This is a genomic window from Mesorhizobium sp. J18, from assembly GCF_007829525.1.
Taxonomy (GTDB): Bacteria; Pseudomonadota; Alphaproteobacteria; order Rhizobiales; family Rhizobiaceae; genus VLJP01.
Map to the genome: position 1 here is coordinate 98,563 of NZ_VLJP01000078.1, position 22,927 is coordinate 121,489.

A 22,927-nucleotide genomic window follows, 5' to 3' on the forward strand; every position below is an offset into this window, starting at 1 on the left:
CTTTGCTGGATGTCAACGCCACGCATGCGGCCTTTATCGAACGGCTGCCGCCTGTTCATGCTGATCCCTTTGACAGGCTGATGCTGGCACAGGCCATGATTGAGAATCTGCAATTGGTGACATTCGACCGCCATCTCTCGCGCTATGATGTAGCCATATTGACTTGATCCCAACCGACTTCACGCGAAAGGAACCGCGATGAGCTTCTTTCCCGGACCTGACCCGCTGCCCGGTGATGCCTTCGCCTGCGACGCCATCGAGACGCTGATCATTCCGCGCGCCAGCGATATCGGCGGCTTCGAGGTGCGCCGGGCTCTGCCCTCGTCGCGTCGCCGCCTCGTCGGCCCCTTCATATTCTTCGACCGCATGGGCCCAGCCGTGCTGCGCGCCGGCCAGGGGCTGGACGTGCGGCCACACCCGCATATCGGCCTGTCCACGGTCACCTATCTGTTCGACGGCAAGATCCGCCATCGCGATTCGCTCGGCACGGAAATGGTCATCGAACCGGGCGACCTGAACCTGATGACGGCGGGCAGGGGCATCGTGCATTCCGAGCGCTCGCCGGAAGAATTGCGCGGCTCGCCCATGTCTGTTTCCGGGCTGCAGACCTGGCTGGCGCTGCCCGACGGCGGCGAAGAGGTCGATCCGGTATTCGAGAACACCTCGCGAACAGTCATGCCCGAAATCGACGACGGCGGCGTCAAGGCGCGCGTGGTCATAGGCAATCTGGACGGTGCACGCTCGCCGGTGCGCACGCCGACCGACACGCTCTATGCCGACATCCGCCTGGGAGCGGGCGCACAGTTCCGTATCCCGGCCGAGGCCGAGGAGCGTGCGATCTATGTGCTGGAAGGCCATGTGGAGATCGCCGGCGATCGCTTCCCTGCCGACAGGCTCCTGGTCTTCCGCCCGGGCGACGAGATCGTCGTGCGGTCGGAGGCGGGCGCGCATTTCATGCTTTTCGGCGGCGCGGCGCTCGGGTCGCAGCGCTACATATGGTGGAATTTCGTCTCTTCCTCGAAGGAGCGCATCGAACAGGCCAAGGAGGAATGGCGAACCGGCCACTTCGATATCGTGCCGGGCGACGAGGAAGAGTTCATTCCCCTGCCGGAGGGATGACCGCGGGCAGACATTGCAAATCCGCTCACGGCGCGCCGACGAGACGCGTTTACTTTCGGCGCCCAAATGCCTATGTCCCTTGCAAGGCTATCATCTATAAGTGACGCGCGCGTGAAATCGCCCCCCGAAACCCCGCTTCTCGATCGGATCACATATCCTTCGGACCTGAAGCAGCTTCCCGAAAGCGCCTTGCCGCAATTGGCGAGCGAGCTGCGGGCGGAGATGATCGATGCCGTCTCGCAGACGGGCGGGCATCTGGGTGCCGGCCTCGGCGTGGTTGAGCTCACCGTCGCGTTGCACTATGTTTTCGACACGCCTGCCGACCGCATCATCTGGGATGTCGGGCATCAGGCCTATCCGCACAAGATACTGACCGGACGGCGCGACCGCATCCGCACGCTTCGCCAGGAAGGCGGACTTTCCGGCTTCACCAAGCGGGCGGAGAGCGAATACGACCCTTTCGGCGCGGCGCACTCCTCGACCTCGATTTCCGCTGGCCTTGGCATGGCCGTCGCCCGCGACCTGAAAGGCGGGAAGAACAATGTTATCGCTGTCATCGGCGACGGCGCCATGTCGGCCGGCATGGCCTATGAGGCCATGAACAATGCCGGCGCGCTCGACGCGCGGCTTATCGTCATCCTCAACGACAACGACATGTCCATCGCGCCGCCTTCCGGGGCCATGAGTCACTATCTGGCACGGCTTGCCTCGGGCCGGACCTATGCCGGCTTCCGCGATTTCGGCAAGAAGCTTACTTCCTATCTCGGCAAGCGCGTGGATCGGGCGGTCACCCGCGCCGTGGAACATGCGCGCGGCTATGTTACCGGCGGGACACTGTTCGAGGAGATGGGCTTCTATCATATTGGCCCGATCGACGGGCACAATCTCGAGCATCTCGTGCCGGTGCTGAAGAATGTGCGCGATAATGGGAGTGGCCCGGTTCTGATCCACGTCGTGACGCAAAAGGGCAAGGGCTATGCGCCCGCCGAGGCGGCTGCCGACAAATATCACGGCGTCAGCAAGTTCGATGTCATCACCGGCACGCAGGCGAAAGCGCCGGCCAACGCGCCGAGTTATACCAGGGTTTTCGCTGAGAGCCTGATCCAGGAGGCGCGCGAGGACGATAAGATCGTCGCCATCACCGCTGCCATGCCTTCCGGCACCGGGCTGGACCTTTTCGGCAAGGAATTTCCGGCTCGCACTTTCGATGTCGGCATTGCCGAGCAGCATGCCGTAACCTTCGCCGCGGGGCTTGCGACCGAGGGCTTCAAGCCTTTTGCCGCGATCTATTCGACCTTCCTGCAGCGCGCCTATGACCAGGTGGTTCACGATGTGGCGATCCAGAGGCTGCCCGTCCGCTTTCCGATCGACCGGGCAGGCTTTGTCGGTGCTGACGGCCCGACCCATTGCGGCGCCTTCGATACAGCCTATCTGGCGGCACTTCCCGGTTTTGTCGTGATGGCGGCGAGCAACGAGGCGGAATTGCGCCACATGGTGCGGACCGCCGTTGCCTATGACGAAGGCCCCATCACTTTCCGTTATCCGCGCGGCAATGGTGTCGGCGTCGAAATGCCCGAGCGCGGCAGCGTTCTTGAAATCGGCAGGGGCCGTATCGTCAAGGAAGGCACCAAGGTGGCGCTTCTTTCCTTCGGCACCCGGCTGGCAGATTGCCTGCTGGCGGCCGAGGAACTGGATGCGGCAGGGCTCTCGACCACCGTTGCCGATGCGCGTTTCGCCAAGCCGCTTGACACCGATCTCGTCCGCCGTCTGGCGCGCGAGCACGAGGTGCTGATAACGATCGAGGAAGGCTCGGTCGGCGGTTTCGGGTCGCATGTTCTGCACTTCCTGGCAACAGAGGGCTTGCTCGAAAACGGCTTGAAGGTGCGCCCGCTGGTGCTGCCCGACGCCTTCGTGGACCAGGCAAAGCCGGAAAAGATGTATGCCGATGCCGGGCTGGATTCCGCCGGCATCGTGCGTGCGGTCTTTGCCGCATTCGGCCATTCCGCGCAGGCGGTGCGGGCCTGAGGATGTCCTTTATGTCTGGTCCGATTGACCAAACTCCCATTCCGTCCCGCTGCATGGGACACCTCTCCCCCACTTCGTGAGAGAGGAAGGGCGGCAACGGCAATTGGGCCCTCTCTCTTGCCATCCTCTCCATCATCCGACACATGAGGCGCATGGCCGCCGAGACCGCCGACAGCAACCGCATCCGCCTCGACCATCTGCTTGTCGAACGTGGCTTCTTCGCAAGCCGGGCACGCGCGCGGGATGCGATCCTGCGCGGGACGGTCTCGGTCGGCGGAATGCCGGCGTCCAAGCCAGGGCAGAGGACGCCGCTCGACGCCACGGTATCCGTTGACGATCCGGCACGGAAATATGTTTCGCGCGCTGCGTTGAAGCTCGTCCACGCACTGGATGCTTTCGGCCTCGAACCGCGTGGGCGTCATGCGCTCGATCTCGGTGCCTCCACCGGCGGCTTCACGCAGGTCTTGCTGGAGCGGGGTGCGGCCCATGTGACGGCAGTCGATGTCGGTCACGGCCAGATGGGTGCCGGCTTGCGGGCCGATCCACGCGTGACCTGTGTCGAAGGGGTGAACGCGCGCGATCTGACGCCGGCCGATCTGGGCGGCGCGGCACCTGGTTTCATCGTCTCCGATGTCAGCTTCATTTCGTTGAAGCTGGCACTGCCGCCGGCGCTGGCACTCGCGGCTCCCGGTGCGCATGGCATCTTCCTCGTCAAGCCGCAATTCGAAGCCGGCCGCGAAGCCATAGGCAAAGGCGGCATCCTGCGTGATCTGCGGCACGGCCGGCGGGTCGCCGAGGAAATGGCCGTCTGGCTCGGCACGAATGCCGGCTGGCATGCGCTCGGTGTGAAGGATTCGCCAATCGATGGTGGCGACGGCAACCGTGAATATCTGTTGGCGGGGGCCAAGGCCACATGACCGCTACACTTCGGATCGAGCGCCTCGGCGCGCAGGGCGACGGCGTTGCGGATACGCCGAAAGGCCCCGTTTTCGTGCCTTTCACATTGCCGGGCGAGCGGGTCAGAGCCAGCATCGGCAAGAACCGCGCCGATCTTCTCGCCATAGAGGAAGCCTCGCCGCTGCGCACCGATCCGGCCTGTCGGCATTTCGGCACATGCGGCGGCTGCGCGGTGCAGCATCTGGAGGAGGGCACATACCGGACCTGGAAGCGCGAACGTGTCATCACTGCGCTGAACAACCGCGGAATAGCCGTCGAAGTCGATCCGCTGGTGCCTTGCCTGCCGGCATCACGGCGGCGGATGACCTTCGCGGCCCGCAGGACCGAAGGCGGGATACTGCTCGGCTTCAACCAGGCGCTTTCTCATCGCATCGTCGATATCGAGGAATGCCCTATCGCAGTTCCCGAGATCGTTGTACGGCTGGAAGAATTGCGCCGATTGGCGGGCCTCGTCTGCAACACCTCGGATTCCTTCCGTCTGACGGTAACTGCAACGGCCTCCGGTCTCGACGCCGCTTTCGAGGAAAGCGGAAAGATCAGCGAGAAGGCACGCCGCGCGGCTTCGGATTTCACGATCCGCCATGGTTTTGCCCGGCTGTCCGTGGCAGGCGAGATCGTGGTGGAGCCGAAAAAGCCGATGATCCGGTTCGGCGATGCTTCCGTCACGCCGCCGCCCGGCGGCTTCCTGCAGGCGGTTGAGAGTGCCGAGGATGCGATGGCCGGGTTCGCCGTCGCTCATCTTGCCAATGCGAAGAAAGTGCTCGACCTGTTTGCCGGCTCCGGCGCTTTCGCATTGCGGCTGGCGCGCGACAGCGAGGTGCATGCAGTCGAGGGCGATGCAGCGGCACTTGCAGCCCTCGATCGCGGCTTCCGCTTCGCGGCTGGCTTGAAGCGGGTAACCACGGAACGCCGCGATCTCTTCCGCCGGCCATTCACTTTCAAGGAGCTGGACGCTTTCGGCGGGCTCGTCTTCGATCCGCCGCGCGCCGGGGCAGAGGAGCAATCCAAACAGATTGCGCGCTCCTCCGTGCCGCTTGTCGCAGCCATTTCCTGCAATCCGACAACGCTTGCGCGTGACTTGGCCATCCTGATCGCGGGCGGCTATGTCCTGAGGCGCGTGGTGCCGATCGACCAGTTTCTCTGGTCGCCGCATGTGGAGGCGGTGGCTCTGCTGGAGAAGCCGAGAAAGCGGCGCTAAACTTTCAGAAGGCGTTCCACAAAGGCTGGCACGACTTCCGTCGCGCGGCCGTGAATGGCCTCGGCGAAGTCGTCGATGCCTTCGGAAGGTTCAAGGTTGAGTTCAACCGTATAGGCGCCGGCCCGGGCTGCCTCCTGCACGAACTGGGCCGCCGGATAGACATTGCCGGACGTGCCGATGGAGATGAACAGGTCGGCACTCCTCAGCGCCTGATAGATCGCTTCCATGTGATAAGGCATCTCGCCGAACCAGACCACGTCGGGCCGCAAATAGCCCTTCGAGCCGCAGGCGGGGCAGGGGATCGCCCGGGAAAGGTCCTCGCGCCACTCGTGACGGCTGCCGCAATTGGCGCAAAGCGCCTTGGTGTGCTCGCCATGCATATGGAGAAGCTTCTGCGAGCCGGCCTTTTCGTGCAGGTCGTCTATGTTCTGCGTAACGAGGAGGAATTCGCCCTGAAACTCCCGTTCGAGCCGGGCAAGAGCGAAATGGGCGGCATTGGGCTGAACATCCTTCATGCGTTGCCGGCGCATATTGTAGAATTCGTGAACCCGGTCCGGGTCCCGCGCGAAGCCTTCCGGCGTCGCCACGTCGCGATAATCGACCTTCGACCAGATGCCGCCCTTGTCGCGGAAGGTGTCGACGCCCGATTCGGCTGAAATGCCGGCGCCAGTGAGGATGACAATCCGGGAGAAAGGCATCACGCCTGAGTGCCACCGACCGTCATCCGATCCATCCGGAGATGCGGCTGGCCGACGCCGACGGGAACGCCCTGGCCTGCCTTGCCGCACATGCCTATTCCGGTGTCGAGCTTCATGTCATTGCCGATCATCGAGACCCTGTGCATGGCATCGGGGCCGTTCCCGATCAGCATGGCGCCTTTTATGGGCCGGGTGACCTTGCCGTCCTCGATCATGTAGGCCTCGGTGCAGCCGAAGACGAATTTGCCGGAGGTGATATCCACCTGTCCGCCGCCGAAGGAAACGGCATAGATGCCTTTCTTGACCGAAGCGATGATCTCCTCGGGGGTCTTGTCGCCAGCGGTCATATAGGTGTTGGTCATGCGCGGCATCGGTTCATGCGCATAGGATTCGCGCCGCCCGTTGCCCGTCGGAGCCATGCCCATGAGGCGGGCGTTCAGCCTGTCTTGCATATAACCGACGAGCCTGCCGTCCTCGATCAGCACGTTGCGAGCGCTGGGTGTTCCCTCATCATCGATTGTCAGCGAGCCGCGACGCTCGGCGATCGTGCCGTCATCGACGACCGTGACGCCTCTCGCCGCCACCTGGCTTCCCATCAGGCCGGCGAAGGCGGAGGTCTTCTTGCGGTTGAAATCGCCTTCAAGCCCATGGCCGACCGCCTCATGCAGCATGACGCCCGGCCAGCCGCTCGCCAGTACGATATCGAAAGTGCCGGCCGGCGCCGGCGCGGCCTCGAGATTGACCAGCGCCTGCCGCAACGCCTCGTCGGCAGCGAATTTCCAGGAATCGTCGGCGACAAATTCCCCGAAGCTCTTGCGTCCGCCCATGCCGTAGGAGCCGCTCTCCTGCCGGTCGCCGTCGCCGACCACGACGGCCACATTGACCCGGACCAGCGGACGGATGTCACGCACGAGTCGGCCATCGGCGCGCAGTATCTCGACATGCTGCCAGGATGCGGCGAGTGATGCGGTCACCTGCCGAACGCGCGGGTCCTTGTCGCGCAGGAAGGCGTCGATCTTCTGCAGGAGGCGCACCTTCTCCTCGAAGCCGGGAGAGGCGATGGGGTTCTCGTCGCCGTAAAGCCGCCGGTTCGTGCCGGCCGGAGCATCCGCCAGCGTTCCCGAATAGCCGGCCGTCACCGTGGAGACGGCATCGGAGGCACGGCGCAATGCGGCCCCGGAAAGCTCGCTCGAATGGGCGTATCCGGTGGCCTCGCCGGCCACGGCGCGCAGGCCGAAGCCCTGGTCGGTATTGAAATTGGCCGTCTTCAGACGGCCATTGTCGAAGACCAGCGCCTCGCCCTCGCGATATTCGAGGAAAAGCTCGCCGTCATCGGCACCCGCCAGCGATTCGGTCACAATCCGGCGCACGGTTTCGTCGGAAATGTCGAATCGTTCGATGAGGCTGGAAGTCATGTGAATACTCCGAGAACAAACCCGTTCTCCTAGGGTCCTGACTCTAGATAGGAGGTCGGGACCGGTTTGTCACACGGGGTATCAGGGCAATGCGTCGAATCCCTCGCCGAAACCGTTCAGGTCGACCGGAATGCCGATTCCCTCCTCGGGCGTCTGGAAGACGATGAAAGTGGCGGATTCGCCGCTCCTGAGCGTGCCGAGCAGCGGCTCTTCCAGGATAACCTCGGCATAGCAGCCGTCCTGGAAGCAGCGCACGAAATAGGCCCGGCCGATATCCTTGCCGTCGACATTCAGGCCGAGCCCGTTTGGAAGAAGCACTCCAAGCGGCGCCAGCACGCGCAGGATTTCTGCCTTGTTGTCAGCCGTCTTCAGCACCACGACCGACAGGCCGACCTCTGGCCGGTCCTCTGCCATCACATTCTGAATCATGGCGCATTGCTCGCCCGATGCGCCGGCCGGCGTGTCACAGATGATCGACCATGCGCCGTGGGTAGAGCGCACATTGCCCGTCGGTTGCTGCTGCGCCATGGCAGGTGTTGCGACAACAGCGGCGAAGGCGAGCGCTGAAAGGAGGCGCGTTACGAACGGCACAGAGATCATGTCCACTCCCAAGCGAATCAATGCAATCTATCCTGCCGCGAGCCCCGACGAAAAAGAAAAACGCCTTCTGCAGCCAACCGCATGGCAGTTGGTCACATTTTTCGATGAATCCGACTGAAATGCGACCGAAAGAGAAGGCATCCAGCCCTGATTCAACACATTTTTCCACCACAATGGGCCGATTTTCCCGCGCTTACCGGGGCAGGGGCGGGATCGCGCGCAAAAATGCCGCATGCATCCCACCATGCCTTTCTTGCGGATCGAATGAGAGTATGGTTTGAACGCGCGTGATAAAGCCCGGCTGCCATGATGGCGACGAGATTGTCGTCGCGGATGCGCTCAAGCTCGGGGCCTGCCAGTGCGGCTGCCGGCCGGCGCGGTTGCGCCGCGATCTTGTCGATCGGGAGATGAAGAGGGTGATGAAGAAATTCCTTGCGATCCTTGGCGTTCCCGCGCTGCTCGCCGCAACAACCGCGACATTTGCCGCGCAGCCTGAGTCGTGGCAGACACGTTTTCAGCCGCCGGCAACCCCGATCATGCGTCAGATCGAATGGTTCGAGGCCTATACTCTTTGGTTCATCGTGCCGATCACTCTGCTGGTGCTGGCGCTTCTTGCCTGGTGCATCATCCGCTACCGGGCCAGCGCCAACCCTACGCCTTCGCGCACCAGCCACAATACGATGATCGAGGTTCTGTGGACTGTCGGCCCGGTGGTGGTGCTGCTGTTCATCGCCGTTCCGTCCTTCCAGCTTCTGACGGCGCAATATACGCCCAGCGAGGAGCCGACCATGACGGTCAAGGCGACCGGCGTGCAGTGGTACTGGGACTACGAATACCAGTATGACGAGCCGCTCACCTTCTCCTCGCTCATGCTGCAGGAAGGGGACCGGGAGGCTGCCGGCAAGCAGGATGTGGCGGCATATCCGCGGCTCCTGGCGGTCGACAACGAGATGGTCGTGCCTGTCGACACCACCATCCGGCTTCTGGTCACCGGCAGTGACGTGATCCACGCCTTCGCCATGCCGGCATTCGGAATCAAGGTCGACGCCGTGCCGGGCCGCATCAACGAGACCTGGTTCAGGGCCGAAACCGAGGGCCTTTATTACGGCCAGTGCTCGGAACTGTGCGGCAAGGATCATGCCTTCATGCCGATCGCAATCCGCGTGGTCTCGGCGGAACAGTATGAGAGCTGGCTGACGGCCGCGCAGACCGATCTGGAGGGCGCGAACCGGAATCTGATGGCGCAAATCGAAAGCGGGAAAAAGCTTGCGGCCGCGGGCAATTGAGCCCGGCATCGGCCAGTAAGGACAATGGAGCGGTAAAATGGCAGGCGCAGCGACTCACGACGCTCACGATCACAAGCCTCACGGCTGGGTCCGGTGGGTTTATTCGACCAACCATAAGGACATCGGGACGCTTTACCTGATATTCGCGATCTGCGCTGGCATCATCGGCGGCGCCCTGTCCGTCGTCATGCGCATGGAGCTCCAGGAGCCGGGAATCCAGATTTTCCACGGCCTGGCCGCCATGGTCTACGGCTTTGAGGGCGGAGCGGCCCTCGACGCCGGCAAGCATATGTATAATGTCTTCACCACGGCCCACGGGCTCGTCATGATCTTCTTCATGGTCATGCCGGCCCTGATCGGCGGTTTCGCCAACTGGATGGTGCCGATCATGATCGGCGCGCCGGACATGGCGTTCCCGCGCATGAACAACATTTCTTTCTGGCTGCTGCCGCCGGCCTTCCTGCTTCTGCTCCTGTCCATGTTCGTCCCCGGTCCGGCGGGCGGCTACGGCGTCGGCGGCGGCTGGACGATCTATCCGCCCTTCTCGACTTCCGGTCAGCCAGGTCCGGCCATGGATCTCGCAATCCTGTCGCTCCACATCGCAGGCGCGTCCTCGATCCTCGGCGCCATCAACTTCATCACGACCATCTTCAACATGCGCGCACCGGGCATGACGCTGCACAAGATGCCGCTTTTCGCCTGGTCGGTGCTGATCACCGCCTTCCTGCTGCTGCTGTCGCTGCCGGTTCTGGCGGGCGCCATCACCATGCTTCTGACGGACCGCAATTTCGGCACGACCTTCTTCGCGCCGGAAGGTGGCGGCGACCCGATCCTGTTCCAGCACCTGTTCTGGTTCTTTGGCCACCCCGAGGTCTACATCCTGATCCTGCCCGGCTTCGGCATCATCAGCCATATCGTGTCGACCTTCTCGCGCAAACCCGTCTTCGGGTATCTCGGCATGGCCTATGCCATGGTGGCGATCGGCGCCGTCGGCTTCGTCGTGTGGGCGCACCACATGTATACGGCGGGCCTTTCGGTCGACACGCAGCGCTATTTCGTCTTCGCGACGATGGTTATCGCGGTGCCCACCGGCGTGAAGATATTCTCTTGGATCGCCACTATGTGGGGCGGGTCGATCTCCATGCGCACGCCGATGCTGTGGGCTATCGGGTTCATCTTCCTGTTCACCGTCGGCGGCGTGACGGGCGTGCAGCTCGCCAATGCTGGTCTCGACCGCTCCTTCCACGACACTTATTATGTCGTGGCGCACTTCCACTACGTGTTGTCGCTTGGCGCCGTCTTTGCAGTCTTCGCGGCCTGGTACTACTGGTTCCCGAAGATGACCGGCTACATGTACAACTCGTTCATCGCCCGGCTGCATTTCTGGGTCACGTTTGTCGGCGTGAACCTGGTCTTCTTCCCGCAGCACTTCCTCGGCCTTGCCGGCATGCCGCGCCGCTACATCGACTATCCGGATGCATTCGCCGGCTGGAACATGGTGTCATCTTACGGCTCCTACATCTCCGCCATAGGCGTCCTGATCTTCCTCTATGGCGTGTTCGAGGCCTTTGCGAAGAAGCGTGTCGCTGGTGCGAATCCCTGGGGGGAGGGCGCTACGACGCTGGAGTGGCAATTGTCTTCGCCGCCACCATTCCATCAGTGGTCAGAACTTCCACGCATCAGGTAAGGGAAGCTTTCGTTCGACGCCGCCGGACCGACCGGCGGCGGTTCGGGACCGAGCAAGTACCGGATCATGGCACTGGTCAGAAACCATATCGATGAACCCGCAAAGCTGCTTTCCGAAGCGCGCGCAGGTGATTATGTTGCGCTGCTGAAGCCGCGGGTGATGTCGCTCGTGGTCTTCACGGCCTTTGTCGGAATGGCTACCGCGCCGGGAACGCCGAATCCGCTGCTGGCAATGATCTCCATCCTGGCGATCGCCATCGGGGCGGGCGCCTCGGGCGCGCTCAATATGTGGTACGACGCCGACATCGACGCGGTGATGACGCGCACCCGTACGCGACCTGTTCCTGCCGGCCGGGTCTCGCCGGGTGAGGCCATGGTCTTCGGCCTTGTTCTTTCAGCCTTTTCGGTGATGACGCTCGGCCTCATGGCGAACTGGCTTGCCGCCTCGCTCCTGGCCTTCACGATCTTCTTCTACGTCGTCATCTATACGATGTGGCTGAAACGCACGACGCCGCAGAACATCGTCATCGGCGGCGCAGCCGGAGCCATACCGCCGGTCATCGGATGGGCGGCGGTGACGGGGAATGTCAGCCTGGACAGCGTGATCCTGTTCCTCATCATCTTCCTGTGGACGCCGCCGCATTTCTGGGCCCTGGCCTTGTTCAAGAGCGATGATTACGAACGGGCGGGCATTCCCATGATGCCCAATGTCGAGGGAGAAGCTTCGACGAAGCGGCAGATTTTCGTCTATTCGGCCGTTGTCGCGGTCGTCGGCGTCCTGCCGGTATTCACAGGCTTTGCCGGACCGATCTATGGCTGCGCGGCCCTGCTGCTTGGCGCCGGTTTCGTCTGGTATGCCTGGGCGGTTCTGCGCATGCCTGCCGACGACAGGACCATGAAGCCGGCAAAGGCATTGTTCGCCTATTCGCTTCTTTATCTTTTCGCGATCTTCGCCGCTCTGCTCGCCGACAATTTCGCGGCGCGTTTCGCCGGGCTCGGAGGTTGATCTGATGCCGCAGGAATTCGTGAAACCGACCGAAGAACAGTTGAAGGCACGCCGCAGCCGTTCGATCGCCATGGGGCTGGCGCTCGCGGCCTTCGTCATTATCGTTTATATCGGCAGCCTGGCGAAGATCGGGCCTGCGATCCTGGACAGGGCGATGTGACATGACGGAGGCACGCAAGCAGCCGGCGGAAGAACGGCGCCATCGCAACAACCGCGTCATCGCGGCGGTTTGCCTTGCCTTCTTCGGCGGCATGATCGGCATGGCCTATGCCGCCGTGCCGCTTTATCAACTTTTCTGCCAGGTCACCGGCTATGGCGGCACGACGCAGCGCGTCGATCAATATTCCGACAGGGTCCTTGACCAGGAAATCACTGTCCGGTTCGACGCCAACACCACGGGAGGGCTTCCCTGGGAGTTCAGGCCGGAGCAGCGTCACATCAGCATGCCGATCGGCGAGACCGTCCAGGTCGCTTATTTCGCCAAGAATAACTCTACCCGGCCCACACGGGGGCGCGCGAGCTTCAATGTCGCGCCCGCCATGGCCGGCGCCTATTTCAACAAGGTGGAGTGCTTCTGCTTCACCGACCAGGAATTGAAACCGGGGGGATCCCTCGATATGCCGGTCATCTTCTATATCGACCCGGATATCGTGAACGTGCCGGAACTGAAGAACGTGAAGACGATCACGCTTTCCTACACTTTTTTCCCTCTCAATGAGGATAAACCCGTAGCCGCCTCCTCCAACAAGGACGCGTCGGCAGACAGCAATATTGGGGGTTGAAATGGCCGATACACACGCCAAGCACCACGACTATCATCTGGTTGATCCCAGCCCGTGGCCGTTCCTTGCGTCGATAGGCGCTTTCGTGACAGCCTTCGGCGGCGTCGGCTACATGATGTATCTGAAAGGCTCGGAGTTTCCGCTGTTCGGCGTGAACCTCGCCAATCCGTGGCTGTTCTTTGTGGGCTTGGCGATCGTGCTCTACACCATGTATGCGTGGTGGGCGGACACGGTCAGAGAGGCCCATGCAGGCCATCACACGCGGGTCGTGTCGCTACATCTGCGCTACGGCATGATCATGTTCATCGCGTCGGAGGTCATGTTCTTCGTCGCGTGGTTCTGGGCCTTCTTCGATGCCAGCCTTTTCCCGGGCGAGGCCACTCAGGTCATGCGGAGTGAGTTCACCGGCGGACAGTGGCCGCCCAAGGGTATCGAGGTGCTCGATCCCTTCCATCTGCCGCTCTACAATACGATCATCCTGCTGCTCTCAGGCACCACCGTCACCTGGGCTCACCATGCCCTTCTGGAGAACGACCGCAAGGGCCTGATCTGGGGCCTGATGCTCACTGTCGCCCTGGGCATCCTGTTCTCCTGCGTACAGGCCTATGAGTATATGCATGCGCCGTTCCAGTTCTCGCAGTCGATTTACGGCGCGACCTTCTTCATGGCGACCGGTTTCCATGGCTTCCACGTTCTGGTGGGCACCATCTTCCTGCTGGTATGTCTGCTGCGTGCCATGAGGGGAGACTTTACGCCACAGCAGCATTTCGGCTTCGAGGCCGCAGCCTGGTACTGGCACTTCGTCGATGTCGTCTGGCTGTTCCTCTTCGCTGCGATCTATGTCTGGGGCGGCTTCGGCGCTCCGATGCATTGATCGCCGGATAGAAGCGACCAAGGGGCGGCGACGGTATACCGGGCCGCCCTTTTCTTTTTTGGCATGGATCTGGAAGAGAGGATGAGCGAAACGCGAGGACCGGCGGCTTCCGGTGGCCGCACATGGCTGCTGCTTGTGCTCAGCGCTTTGGCGCTTGCGGCTCTGCTCTCGCTCGGCACCTGGCAGGTGCAGCGCCTGCAGTGGAAGGAAGGGCTGCTCGCCCAGATCAACGAGCGCATCGCCTCCGACCCGGTCCCGCTGGCCGAAATGGAAACCATTTTCGCGCAAGGCGGCGATGTCGACTATCGTCCGGTGAGGCTGAATGGCCGCTTCGTCCATTCCGACGAGAGGCACTTCCTGGCGACCCACGAGGGACAATCCGGCTTCTTTGTCCACACACCGCTGCAACTCGCCGACGGCCGCTATATCTTTGTCAATCGCGGCTTCGTGCCCTACGACCGTAAGGACCCGGCGACCCGAAGCGAAGGGCTGACCGAGGGTGAGGTGGAAGTTACCGGGCTTGCCCGCGCGGCGCCGGCCGAAAAACCGTCATGGATCGTGCCGGATAACGACCCTGCCAAGAATATCTTCTACTGGAAGGACCTCGCCACGATGGCCGCGACCGCCGGTATGTCCGAGGGGGCGGAAGTCCTGCCCTTCTATGTCGATGCCGACGAGACGCCTAATCCGGGCGGCCTGCCGGTCGGCGGCGTCACCCTGATCGACCTGCCGAACAACCATTTGCAATATGCAATTACATGGTACGGTCTGGCACTCGGCCTTTGCGGCGTGGTCGCCGCATGGCTGCTTCGCAGCAGAAGCAGACGTTCCTCCCTTGACAGATGACCCCGCGGGCGACCACTTTCCGCCCGCTACAAGGATGAATTCGATGCTGCAGAGAAGCCAGAAGCAAAAGCTGACCGTCAGACTGTGCCAGCCGCGCGGTTTCTGTGCCGGTGTCGACCGGGCGATCCAGATTGTCATCCTTGCTTTGAAGAAATACGGTGCGCCCGTCTATGTCCGCCACGAGATCGTGCATAATCGCTATGTGGTGGAAGGGTTGCAGGAACGCGGCGCGATCTTCATCGAGGAACTCGACGAAATCCCTGACGAGCATCGGGAATGCCCGGTCGTCTTTTCGGCCCATGGCGTGCCGAAATCGGTGCCGGCCGATGCACAGGAGCGCAACCTGTTCTATCTCGATGCCACATGCCCGCTGGTTTCCAAGGTGCACAAGCAGGCCATGCGTCATCAGCGGCTTGGCCGCCATGTGCTCCTGATCGGCCATGCCGGCCATCCGGAAGTGATCGGCACCATGGGCCAGCTCCCCGAGGGCGCGGTAACCCTGATCGAGACGGAGGAGGACGCCCGCCGCTTCACTGCGCCCGCGGGCGTAGAGCTCGGCTTCGTCACCCAGACGACGCTTTCGGTGGAGGATACGGCCGGCATCATTCGCGCTCTCCAGGAGCGTTTTCCCGACATGCAGGCTCCGGCTGCCGAGTCCATCTGCTACGCCACCACCAACCGCCAGGACGCAGTGAAGGAAGCGGCAGGCGGTGCCGACCTTTTCCTTGTCGTGGGAGCACCCAACTCCTCCAATTCGCGCCGGCTGGTGGAAGTGGCTGAAAGGGCAGGGGCCAAGCGCTCTCTGCTGGTCCAGCGCGCCTCAGAAATCCCGTGGAAGGAGATCGGCGACATATCGGTGCTCGGCCTGTCGGCCGGGGCCTCCGCGCCGGAGATCATCGTCAACGAGATCATCGACGCCTTTGCCGAGCGTTATGACGTGACGGTGGATCTCGCCGTCACCGCCACCGAGACCGAGAATTTCCCGGTCATGCGTGTGCTGCGCGATGTCGAGCTCACCACCGCCGACATGGCCTTCGTCAACGGAAATGGCTAGGGTCAGGACTTATTGATATGATCGAAATGGCGCCGGAAACGGCGATGGGATGCAAGGAGAAGCGCGCAGGGCGGTGGGGTTCCCCCTTTGGCAAGCTCAGGGGGCAAGCGGTTCGACGCGGCAGATCGAAGCCGTTTCGGCGTCCGCAGGATGTGGGCCATCCGCCCGGCTGCCTTGTCGCGAAGGGCTTGAAAATATCCATGTTTCCTGCGCCTTCGCTCCCCGCATCCGAACGGATGACCCTACACCATTTCGACCAGATTAACAGGTCCTGACCCTAATGGCGGTCTATACGGATGTTTCCGAGGCTGAGCTCGGCGCTTTCCTCGAAGGCTATGAGGTCGGCCGGCTGCTTTCCTATAAGGGGATCGCGGAAGGTTCGGAGAATTCGAACTACTTGCTTCATACGTCGAGCGGCGCCTTCATCCTGACGCTCTATGAGCGGCGGGTCAAAAAAGCCGATCTGCCCTTCTTCCTCGGCCTGATGGAGCATCTGGCTTCCAAGGGCGTTTCCTGCCCGCTGCCGGTGCGGCGGCGCGACGGTACGGTGATCGCGGAGCTTGCCGGTCGCCCTGCCGCCCTCATCACCTTCCTCGAAGGCATGTGGATGCGCCGGCCCACGGCAGCCCATTGCAAAGAGGTCGGCAAGGCCCTGGCCGAATTGCACCTGGCAGGCGCCGATTTCCCCTTGACGCGCAAGAACGCGCTGAACCTGGAAGGGAGTCGCGAGCTGTGGATACTGTCCAGACCGCGCGCCGATGAGGTGGAGGAGGGACTGGCCGCGGAAGTGGAAGCGGATTTTAGCGACCTCACCGCCGGCTGGCCGAAGGAGCTGCCTGCCGGCGTCATCCATGCCGATCTCTTCCCCGACAATGTCTTCTTCCTCGGCGGAGAGGTGTCCGGGCTGATCGACTTCTATTTCGCCTGCAACGATTTCTTCGCCTATGACGTGGCGACCTGCCTGAATGCCTGGTGCTTTGAGAAGGATGGGTCCTACAATCTCACCAAGGGCAGGGCGCTGCTCGCCGGTTATCAGCGCGTGCGCCGACTCGATGCTGAGGAAATCGACGCCCTGCCGCTGCTGGCGCGCGGCTCGGCGCTGCGCTTCATGCTGACGCGGCTCTATGACTGGCTGACCATACCCGACGGAGCACTGGTGCAGAAACGCGACCCTATGGAATATGTTCGCCGCCTGCGCTTCCACCGGCAGATAGGCAGCGCTTCCGAATATGGAGTGGGCCGGTGAAGAAGGTCGAGATATTCACCGACGGCGCCTGTTCGGGAAATCCCGGTCCTGGCGGCTGGGGCGCGATCCTGCGATACAACGGCAATGTCAAGGAGCTTTCCGGCGGTGAGGCGGAGACGACCAACAACCGCATGGAGCTCATGGCCGCAATCCAGGCGCTGAACGCCCTCAAACAGCCCTGCGAGGTCGAGCTTTATACGGATTCCAACTATGTGCGCGACGGCATTTCTGGCTGGATCGAGGGCTGGAAGCGCAACGGCTGGAAGACTGCCGCCAGGAAGTCGGTCAAGAATGCCGAACTATGGCAGGCGCTGGATGAGGCCCGGCGGAGGCACAGGGTCAACTGGCACTGGGTGCGCGGCCATGCCGGCCATCCCGAGAACGAGCGTGCCGACGAACTTGCGCGCATGGGAATGGCGCCGTTCAAGCCCGTTCGAGGGGAGCAATCCGGCAACGGATCGGCTTAAAGCCGGTCCGTCAGCAGCCGTATCCCGGCCGCGCCGAAAATCACGGCGAGCGCTCCTTCGACATAGCGATGGGCCGCCCTGTAGGCCCTGACCATTGTCGCGCTGGAAAAGGCGAGCGCATAGGTGCCGAAGATCAGGATACCCAGCACGAAACAGCCGCCCACCACCACGGACGCGATCCATGCCGGCGCCGACGGGTTGAGACCGAGCGACACGATGGCGATCCAGGCCAGGATCGATTTCGGATTGGTCAGATGCAGCGCCAGCCCGCGGAAATAGAGGCTGCGAAAGGAAAGGGGGCGAGTATTCCCGCCGCCCGCCTCGGGTTCCATGCCTGAAAATACTGCTCGCGCCGATTTCCAGGCGAGCCACAACAGATACAGCCCGCCGACTACCTTGATGACAGTGAGTAGCCCGGCATAGGCCGTGAGCAGGCTGGCGATGCCCAGCGAAGTCAGCATGCCCCAGAACAGCGAGCCGGAGACGATACCGGCGGTCAATGCCATTGCCGCCGGCCTGCCGCGGGCCATCGCCACACCCATGATGCTCATATTGCTCGGACCCGGACTCGCCGTGGCAAGGACATAGGCCGTCCATGCCATGGCCATATGCGGCAGGTGCTCGGCGATCAGGTCCGGCATGGTTCTGAACCTTTGCTTAGAGCTGCTCCAGGATGCGCGCCGCGCCCGACTGCTCCACCTTACCGGGCGTGTCCTCGATATTGAGCGACTTGACCACGCCGTTCTCCACGATCATCGAAAAGCGCTTGGAGCGCTGGCCGAGGCCGCCGGCGGACAGATCTATGTCAAGACCGAGCGCCTTGATGAAGCTGCCATTGCCGTCGGCAAAAAAGACAAGCTTGCCTTGCCCGCCGGTGAAGTTCGCCCAGGCCCGCATCACATGCTGGTCGTTCATTGCGATGACCGCGACGGCATCGACCCCCTTGCCGGTGATGGCATCGTAGTTCTCCAGATAGCCGGGCAGATGGTTGTTGCTGCAAGTGGGCGTGAAAGCGCCCGGCACGCCGAACAGCACGACCTTGCGTCCGCCGAAGAACTCGGCCGTAGAGACATCCTCGGCACCGTCCTCGGCGGCAATCTTGAGCACTGCGTCCGGCAGTTTCTGGCCAACGGAAATGGTCATGCGAACTCCTTTCGTAAACAAGGCTGCAAATGGAATCTACGCAGCGGAACGGATTTTCAAGGCCCTCATGGCAACTGGAATTCACCTGCCACGGATTCGCCGTCGGCGGTCAGCGTATAGGCGAACCCGGCGGCAGGCGAGGGGTCTTCAGGCTTTTCGTGAAGCTTGATGGAGAAAGTGATCTTGCCGGCTTCTCGGCTTATCTGCTTCGGCTGGCCGAAAAGGTAGCCGCCGCCGCTTGCCACGAACAGATCGGTTGTCCGGGCGGCTTTCGGAACGCTGGCCTCCACAAGCAGCCTATCGCCCTCGATCTTCGCCTCCTGAAGCCTGAAATCCGCGCGTGGCGACGGGGGCAAAGCGGAATAGGCCGCCGTGACAAGGGCCAGGTCGCGCAATTCGTCGGGCGCCTCTGCCGGGTCCAGCGTGATGTCCGCCTGCAGCGGGACGCAGATAGTCTGGCAGATGCCGAGCAGAACTTCTGCCTTGATGAGGGTCGGCGCGCCCGGCTGTTCCAGCATGAATGTGATCGGCAGGCTCACCGAGGAGGCATAGCCGGCCGCTTGCGAAAAGCCGTCGTCGATGCGCTCGGGCGGCGGATAGAATATCTCGGTATCCTCCACATTGGTGCTGCGCGAAATATCGAGCTGAGGCGGAATGCCGGAAGGACCAGGATCGCGCCAATAGGTCTTCCATCCCGGTTTCAGGCGGATCTCCAACGCGCCTTTCAGTCTGCCTCGCGCATCGGGCGTGCCAGCCGTTATAAGGCGCACCGCGCCTCCTTCGCTCTCATGCCATTGGCTGGAAGAGGCGGAAGCCGGGAGGCACATGAGAACGACAAGGGTGCCGGTGAGCGTGAGAAGGCGGTGCACCATGCCTGCAACTTGGATAGGGCCTTTTGAAACCGCAATCGGCAGATCGCGTCCACGCATCATATTTATGTGAGTGGCGGATGACATCACCCTAACCGCAGGATTTACATCCAAGCTTTGTCTTTCGCGATGGCGAGAAAAACGCTAGATTTTTGCCATGAAGATTACGCGAGACCGGAAAACCACAGGCATGCAGGGATTTCTGGACAATCATTTCCTCGTTGCCATGCCCGGTATGGCCGATGAGCGCTTCGCGCGTTCCGTAGTCTATATCTGCGCCCATAGCGAGGAGGGCGCCATGGGGCTGATGATCAATCGGGTGCAGCAGCTCGGCTTCTCCGACATCCTCGTGCAACTCGGCATATTGGACGAGAAGGAGGCGATCCGCCTGCCGCCGCCGGCGCGCGATTTTCCCGTGCGCAATGGAGGGCCTGTCGATCGCAGCCGCGGCTTCGTGCTTCACACGGACGACTTCAAGGTCGAGTCCTCGATGGTCGTCTCCGAGCAGGTATGTCTGACCGCCACGGTCGATATCCTGCGCGCCATCTCTCTCGGCCGTGGCCCCCGCCACGCCCTGATGACGCTCGGCTATTCCGGCTGGGGCGCCGGTCAGTTGGAGGGCGAGATCGCCGAGAACGGCTGGCTGACCTGTCCGGCCACGACGGAGCTTCTGTTCAACGGCGATATCGACAGGACCTATGACCGCATCCTGGCATCGATCGGCGTCGATCTCACCCATCTGAGCAGCATGGCGGGTCACGCCTGACCTCAAGCCTGTGCGAGCGGATATTGCTCCATCAGCAGCCTCAGCGTCGCCTCGGCCGACAGCGGCGGGCCGAACATGAAGCTTTGCGCATATTCGCAGCCCATCTGCCGCAGATTCATTGCATCGGCATCGTCCGAAACGCCTTCGGCCACGACAGACAGACCGAGGTCATGCGCCATGCTGACCATGGACTTCACCAGCACCATTCCTTTTGACGTCGGATCGTCGAGGAAGCTCTTGTCGATCTTGATCGTGTCGAAGGGAAAGCGCGTCAGATAGGAAAGCGACGAGTAGCCGGTGCCGAATTCGTCCAGGGAAAGACCGATGCCAAGCTGCTTCAGCTTCCCGAGCACATGCGCGGACTGTTCGGGATTGTCCATCACCAGCGATTCGGTAAGCTCCAGGCGAAAGCAGCGCGGTTTGATGTTCGCGCGCGTGATCACCGAGCGCACATCGCTAACGAGATCGCGACGGATCAGTTGCCGGCTCGACAGATTGACCGACATGGAGAGCGGTACGTCACCGATCTGCTTCTGCCAGGCGTGGAGATCCTCGGCCGCGCGCTGCATGGCAAACAGCCCGAGTTGGACGATCAGTCCGCTGCTTTCGGCGACGGGGATGAAGTCGGCCGGCGGAATGAGGCCGCGGCGCGGATGATCCCAGCGCATCAGGGCCTCGAAGCCGGCAATTGTGTGGTCCTCCAGCCGCATGATCGGCTGATAGGCGAGCGTGAGTTCCTCCCGCTCTAATGCACGGCGCAGATCGGCTTCGAATTGCTGGCGGTCCGTGCCGATGGAACGGAAGGCAGGCCGGAACGGCTCGATCCGATCACCCCCGAAGCGTTTCGCCTGATACATGGCGAGTTCGGCGTCCTTCAGCATCTCCTCGGCGGAAGCCTGAGACGAGGTCCAGGACATGAGGCCGACCGAGGCGGTCAGCACGATTTCCTTCCTGGCGAAGGTGATTGGTGTGCGCACGGCCTGCCTGATCGCATCGGCGACCGCCGCGACGCGGGACGGGTCCTGCTCGGAAAGAAGCATCATGGCGAACTGGTCGCCGGCAAAGCGTGAAAGGCAGTCATGCGGCTTGAGCAGCCGGTGCAGCCGGCGGGCGACAGTGAGCAGGATCGTATCGCCGGCGGAGATGCCAAGCTCGTCATTGACGACCTTGAAGCGGTCAATATCGATGACGAACACGGTGGGGCGGATCTTGTCCTCGGTGCGCGCGATGGCGGTCACCGCATCGAGCCGGTTGATGAACAATTCGCGGTTCGGCAGCCCGGTCAGGTTGTCGTGCACGGCATCGTGCAGGAGCCGCTCCTCGGCCTTCTTCTGCTCGGTCACGTCGACCAACGTGCCGACGCAGCGGATGATCTCGCCATCCGAGCCGATGACAGGCCGCGCGCGCAGGGCGACCCAGTGATAATGCCCGTCCGCACCGCGCAGGCGGAAACAATGAGCGATGCGCCCGCGGCGATGCTCCAGAACGACGTCGAGGGTTGTGCGGAAGGTGTCGCGGTCGTCGGCATGCAGCGCCGGAAGCCAGTTGCGCGCCGGGCCGTGCAGGCTGTTGGCGGGGAGGCCGAGCTGCTTGCTGATATCGGGCCGGGTCACGATGCGGTCCCTGAGCACGTCCCAGTCCCACACGATGTCGCCCGAGCCGGTGATTGCCAGCGCCTGCCGTTCCATGTCGCTGAAAAGGCCCTGGAACAGCGCCCCGCCGGCAAATGCGTGCTGCATTACGGTGAAGCCGATCAGAAGGATGATGAGGATCAGCCCGCCGCCTAGCGCCGGTTGCACGATATCGTTGTCGAGCGTTCCCGTAACCGCCATCCAGGCGCCGACGAGCCAGACCAGGACCATGGCCCAACTCGGCACCAGCATGATGGCCCGGTCATAACCCTGAAAGCCGAGATAGACGATCAGCACGAGCCCGAGCACAGCGGTGGCCGCAAAGGACAGGCGCGCAATGCCTGCCGCCATCGCCGGATCGATGATCGCAATGCCGGCAATGATCAGCAGTCCCAATATCCAGGCGAGCACGCCATAGCTGAAATGCTGATGCCAGCGGTTGAGATTGAGATAGGTGAAGAGAAACACCACCATCGTGGCCGCGAGCGTCACTTCCGTGCCCGCACGCCAGATCTGTTCATTGCCGGGCGCGATCTCGACGATCTTGCTGAGGAAGCCGAAATCGAGCGAGATATAGGCCAGCACCGCCCAGGCCAGCGCGGCCGTTGCGGGGAACATCGACGTCCCCTTGACGACGAAGAGGATGGTCAGGAACAGCGCCAGCAGGCCGGCAATACCAATGACGATACCGCGATAGAGCGTGTAGGAATTCATCGTGTCCTTGTAGGCGCCGGGATCCCACAGATAGACCTGCGGCAGCCGCGGGGAGGACAGTTCTGCCACGAAGGTGACCACCGAGCCCGGATTGAGCGTGACGAGGAACTCGTCGGCTCCGGCGCTCTCCTGGCGGTCAAGCGCGAAGCCTTCGCTTGGCGTGATGGCGGCAATCCGGGGCGAGCCGAGATCGGGCCAGAAGAGCCCCGAGCCGACAAGCCGGAAATGCGGCGCGACGATCAGACGGTCGAGCTGCTGATCAGTGGTGTTTGCCAGCGCGAAGACGGCCCAGTCGCCCGTCGAGCGGTTGTCCTGGGCCTCCACCTCGATGCGCCGGACGATGCCATCGGCTCCCGGGGCGGTGGAAACCTGGAAATTGTCGCCCTGGTCGCGATAGATTTCGACAGCGCCTGAAAGGTCGAGCGCAATGTCGTCGCGGGAGATCTTGATCGGCTCGAGCGCGAGGGCCGACTGCACGGAGAACAAGAGAAGCGCCAGAAGAGCGAAAAGCGCCTGCGCTGCGGTTTCAAATCGTCGCGACAATC

The 22,927-nt window shown here is 62.5% G+C and carries 23 protein-coding genes; 16 read left to right on the forward strand and 7 right to left on the reverse strand.

The window, feature by feature from the left end:
- The first annotated feature begins 2 nt into the window (after positions 1-2).
- From L598_RS21975 to L598_RS20260, 5 genes are all read left to right on the forward strand, one after another.
- Positions 3-167 carry a PIN domain-containing protein gene (locus L598_RS21975; RefSeq protein WP_348642778.1) on the forward strand — a complete coding sequence of 55 codons (165 nt, stop codon included), beginning with the start codon at positions 3-5 and terminating at the stop codon, positions 165-167.
- 31 nt (positions 168-198) lie between these two features.
- Complete coding sequence (locus L598_RS20245; RefSeq protein WP_144865621.1) at positions 199-1,119, forward strand: pirin family protein; 921 nt, start codon at positions 199-201, stop codon at positions 1,117-1,119.
- Between the two features lie 111 nt (positions 1,120-1,230).
- Positions 1,231-3,144 (forward strand): 1-deoxy-D-xylulose-5-phosphate synthase, encoded by a 1,914-nt coding sequence (gene dxs, locus L598_RS20250; protein WP_144865622.1) that lies wholly within the window; start codon positions 1,231-1,233, stop codon positions 3,142-3,144.
- A 152-nt stretch (positions 3,145-3,296) separates the two neighbouring features.
- The gene (locus L598_RS20255) at positions 3,297-4,061 is read left to right on the forward strand and encodes a TlyA family RNA methyltransferase (protein ID WP_144865624.1); all 765 of its coding nucleotides are present in this window, start codon (positions 3,297-3,299) and stop codon (positions 4,059-4,061) included.
- The gene (locus L598_RS20260; RefSeq protein WP_144865626.1) at positions 4,058-5,299 is read left to right on the forward strand and encodes a class I SAM-dependent RNA methyltransferase; all 1,242 of its coding nucleotides are present in this window, start codon (positions 4,058-4,060) and stop codon (positions 5,297-5,299) included. The genes L598_RS20255 and L598_RS20260 overlap by 4 nt, the downstream gene beginning before the upstream one ends.
- On the opposite strand, the gene L598_RS20265 is transcribed toward L598_RS20260, so the two are convergent.
- The 3 genes from L598_RS20265 to L598_RS20275 form a co-directional block, all read right to left on the reverse strand.
- Positions 5,296-5,997, reverse strand: coding sequence for an NAD-dependent deacylase (locus tag L598_RS20265; RefSeq protein WP_144865628.1), 702 nt, complete (start codon positions 5,995-5,997; stop codon positions 5,296-5,298). The genes L598_RS20260 and L598_RS20265 overlap by 4 nt on opposite strands.
- A complete protein-coding gene (gene tldD / locus L598_RS20270) occupies positions 5,997-7,412 on the reverse strand; it encodes a metalloprotease TldD (protein ID WP_144865630.1) in 1,416 nt (471 codons plus the stop codon). The genes L598_RS20265 and tldD overlap by 1 nt, the downstream gene beginning before the upstream one ends.
- 81 nt (positions 7,413-7,493) lie before the next feature.
- Complete coding sequence (locus L598_RS20275; protein WP_144865632.1) at positions 7,494-8,012, reverse strand: invasion associated locus B family protein; 519 nt, start codon at positions 8,010-8,012, stop codon at positions 7,494-7,496.
- A 407-nt stretch (positions 8,013-8,419) separates the two neighbouring features.
- Between L598_RS20275 and coxB the strand changes: the two genes are divergently transcribed.
- From coxB to rnhA, 10 genes are all read left to right on the forward strand, one after another.
- On the forward strand, positions 8,420-9,298 hold the full coding sequence (gene coxB, locus L598_RS20280; protein ID WP_246658861.1) for a cytochrome c oxidase subunit II: 879 nt from the start codon (positions 8,420-8,422) through the stop codon (positions 9,296-9,298).
- A gap of 37 nt (positions 9,299-9,335) precedes the next feature.
- Positions 9,336-10,985, forward strand: a complete 1,650-nt coding sequence (ctaD, locus tag L598_RS20285) for a cytochrome c oxidase subunit I (protein WP_144865634.1) — start codon at positions 9,336-9,338, stop codon at positions 10,983-10,985.
- A 66-nt stretch (positions 10,986-11,051) separates the two neighbouring features.
- A complete protein-coding gene (locus tag L598_RS20290) occupies positions 11,052-11,990 on the forward strand; it encodes a heme o synthase (protein ID WP_144865636.1) in 939 nt (312 codons plus the stop codon).
- Between the two features lie 4 nt (positions 11,991-11,994).
- Positions 11,995-12,150: a hypothetical protein gene (locus L598_RS21560; RefSeq protein ID WP_186445129.1), complete on the forward strand. Its 156-nt coding sequence runs from the start codon at positions 11,995-11,997 to the stop codon at positions 12,148-12,150.
- Position 12,151: 1 nt separating this feature from the next.
- Complete coding sequence (locus tag L598_RS20295) at positions 12,152-12,772, forward strand: cytochrome c oxidase assembly protein (RefSeq protein WP_144865638.1); 621 nt, start codon at positions 12,152-12,154, stop codon at positions 12,770-12,772.
- A 1-nt stretch (position 12,773) separates the two neighbouring features.
- Entirely contained in the window at positions 12,774-13,646 is an 873-nt protein-coding gene (locus L598_RS20300; RefSeq protein WP_144865640.1) for a cytochrome c oxidase subunit 3, read from the forward strand.
- Between the two features lie 81 nt (positions 13,647-13,727).
- On the forward strand, positions 13,728-14,492 hold the full coding sequence (locus L598_RS20305; RefSeq protein ID WP_144865643.1) for an SURF1 family protein: 765 nt from the start codon (positions 13,728-13,730) through the stop codon (positions 14,490-14,492).
- A gap of 43 nt (positions 14,493-14,535) precedes the next feature.
- Complete coding sequence (ispH, locus tag L598_RS20310) at positions 14,536-15,546, forward strand: 4-hydroxy-3-methylbut-2-enyl diphosphate reductase (RefSeq protein ID WP_144865645.1); 1,011 nt, start codon at positions 14,536-14,538, stop codon at positions 15,544-15,546.
- A 280-nt stretch (positions 15,547-15,826) separates the two neighbouring features.
- Positions 15,827-16,792 (forward strand): homoserine kinase, encoded by a 966-nt coding sequence (locus tag L598_RS20315; protein WP_144865647.1) that lies wholly within the window; start codon positions 15,827-15,829, stop codon positions 16,790-16,792.
- Entirely contained in the window at positions 16,789-17,259 is a 471-nt protein-coding gene (rnhA, locus tag L598_RS20320) for a ribonuclease HI (RefSeq protein ID WP_144865649.1), read from the forward strand. Before L598_RS20315 ends, rnhA begins: the two co-directional genes overlap by 4 nt.
- Here the strand turns inward: rnhA and L598_RS20325 are convergent.
- From L598_RS20325 to L598_RS20335, 3 genes are all read right to left on the reverse strand, one after another.
- A complete protein-coding gene (locus L598_RS20325; protein ID WP_144865651.1) occupies positions 17,256-17,900 on the reverse strand; it encodes a LysE family transporter in 645 nt (214 codons plus the stop codon). The genes rnhA and L598_RS20325 overlap by 4 nt on opposite strands.
- Positions 17,901-17,916: 16 nt before the next feature.
- Entirely contained in the window at positions 17,917-18,402 is a 486-nt protein-coding gene (locus tag L598_RS20330) for a peroxiredoxin (RefSeq protein ID WP_144865653.1), read from the reverse strand.
- A gap of 65 nt (positions 18,403-18,467) precedes the next feature.
- On the reverse strand, positions 18,468-19,172 hold the full coding sequence (locus L598_RS20335) for a protein-disulfide reductase DsbD domain-containing protein (protein ID WP_246658856.1): 705 nt from the start codon (positions 19,170-19,172) through the stop codon (positions 18,468-18,470).
- Positions 19,173-19,428: 256 nt separating this feature from the next.
- On the opposite strand from L598_RS20335, the gene L598_RS20340 reads away from it, so the two are divergent.
- Complete coding sequence (locus L598_RS20340) at positions 19,429-20,037, forward strand: YqgE/AlgH family protein (RefSeq protein ID WP_186445131.1); 609 nt, start codon at positions 19,429-19,431, stop codon at positions 20,035-20,037.
- A gap of 2 nt (positions 20,038-20,039) precedes the next feature.
- Here the strand turns inward: L598_RS20340 and L598_RS20345 are convergent, their stop codons facing one another.
- Positions 20,040-22,925 (reverse strand): EAL domain-containing protein, encoded by a 2,886-nt coding sequence (locus L598_RS20345; RefSeq protein WP_144865657.1) that lies wholly within the window; start codon positions 22,923-22,925, stop codon positions 20,040-20,042.
- Positions 22,926-22,927: the final 2 nt, after the last annotated feature.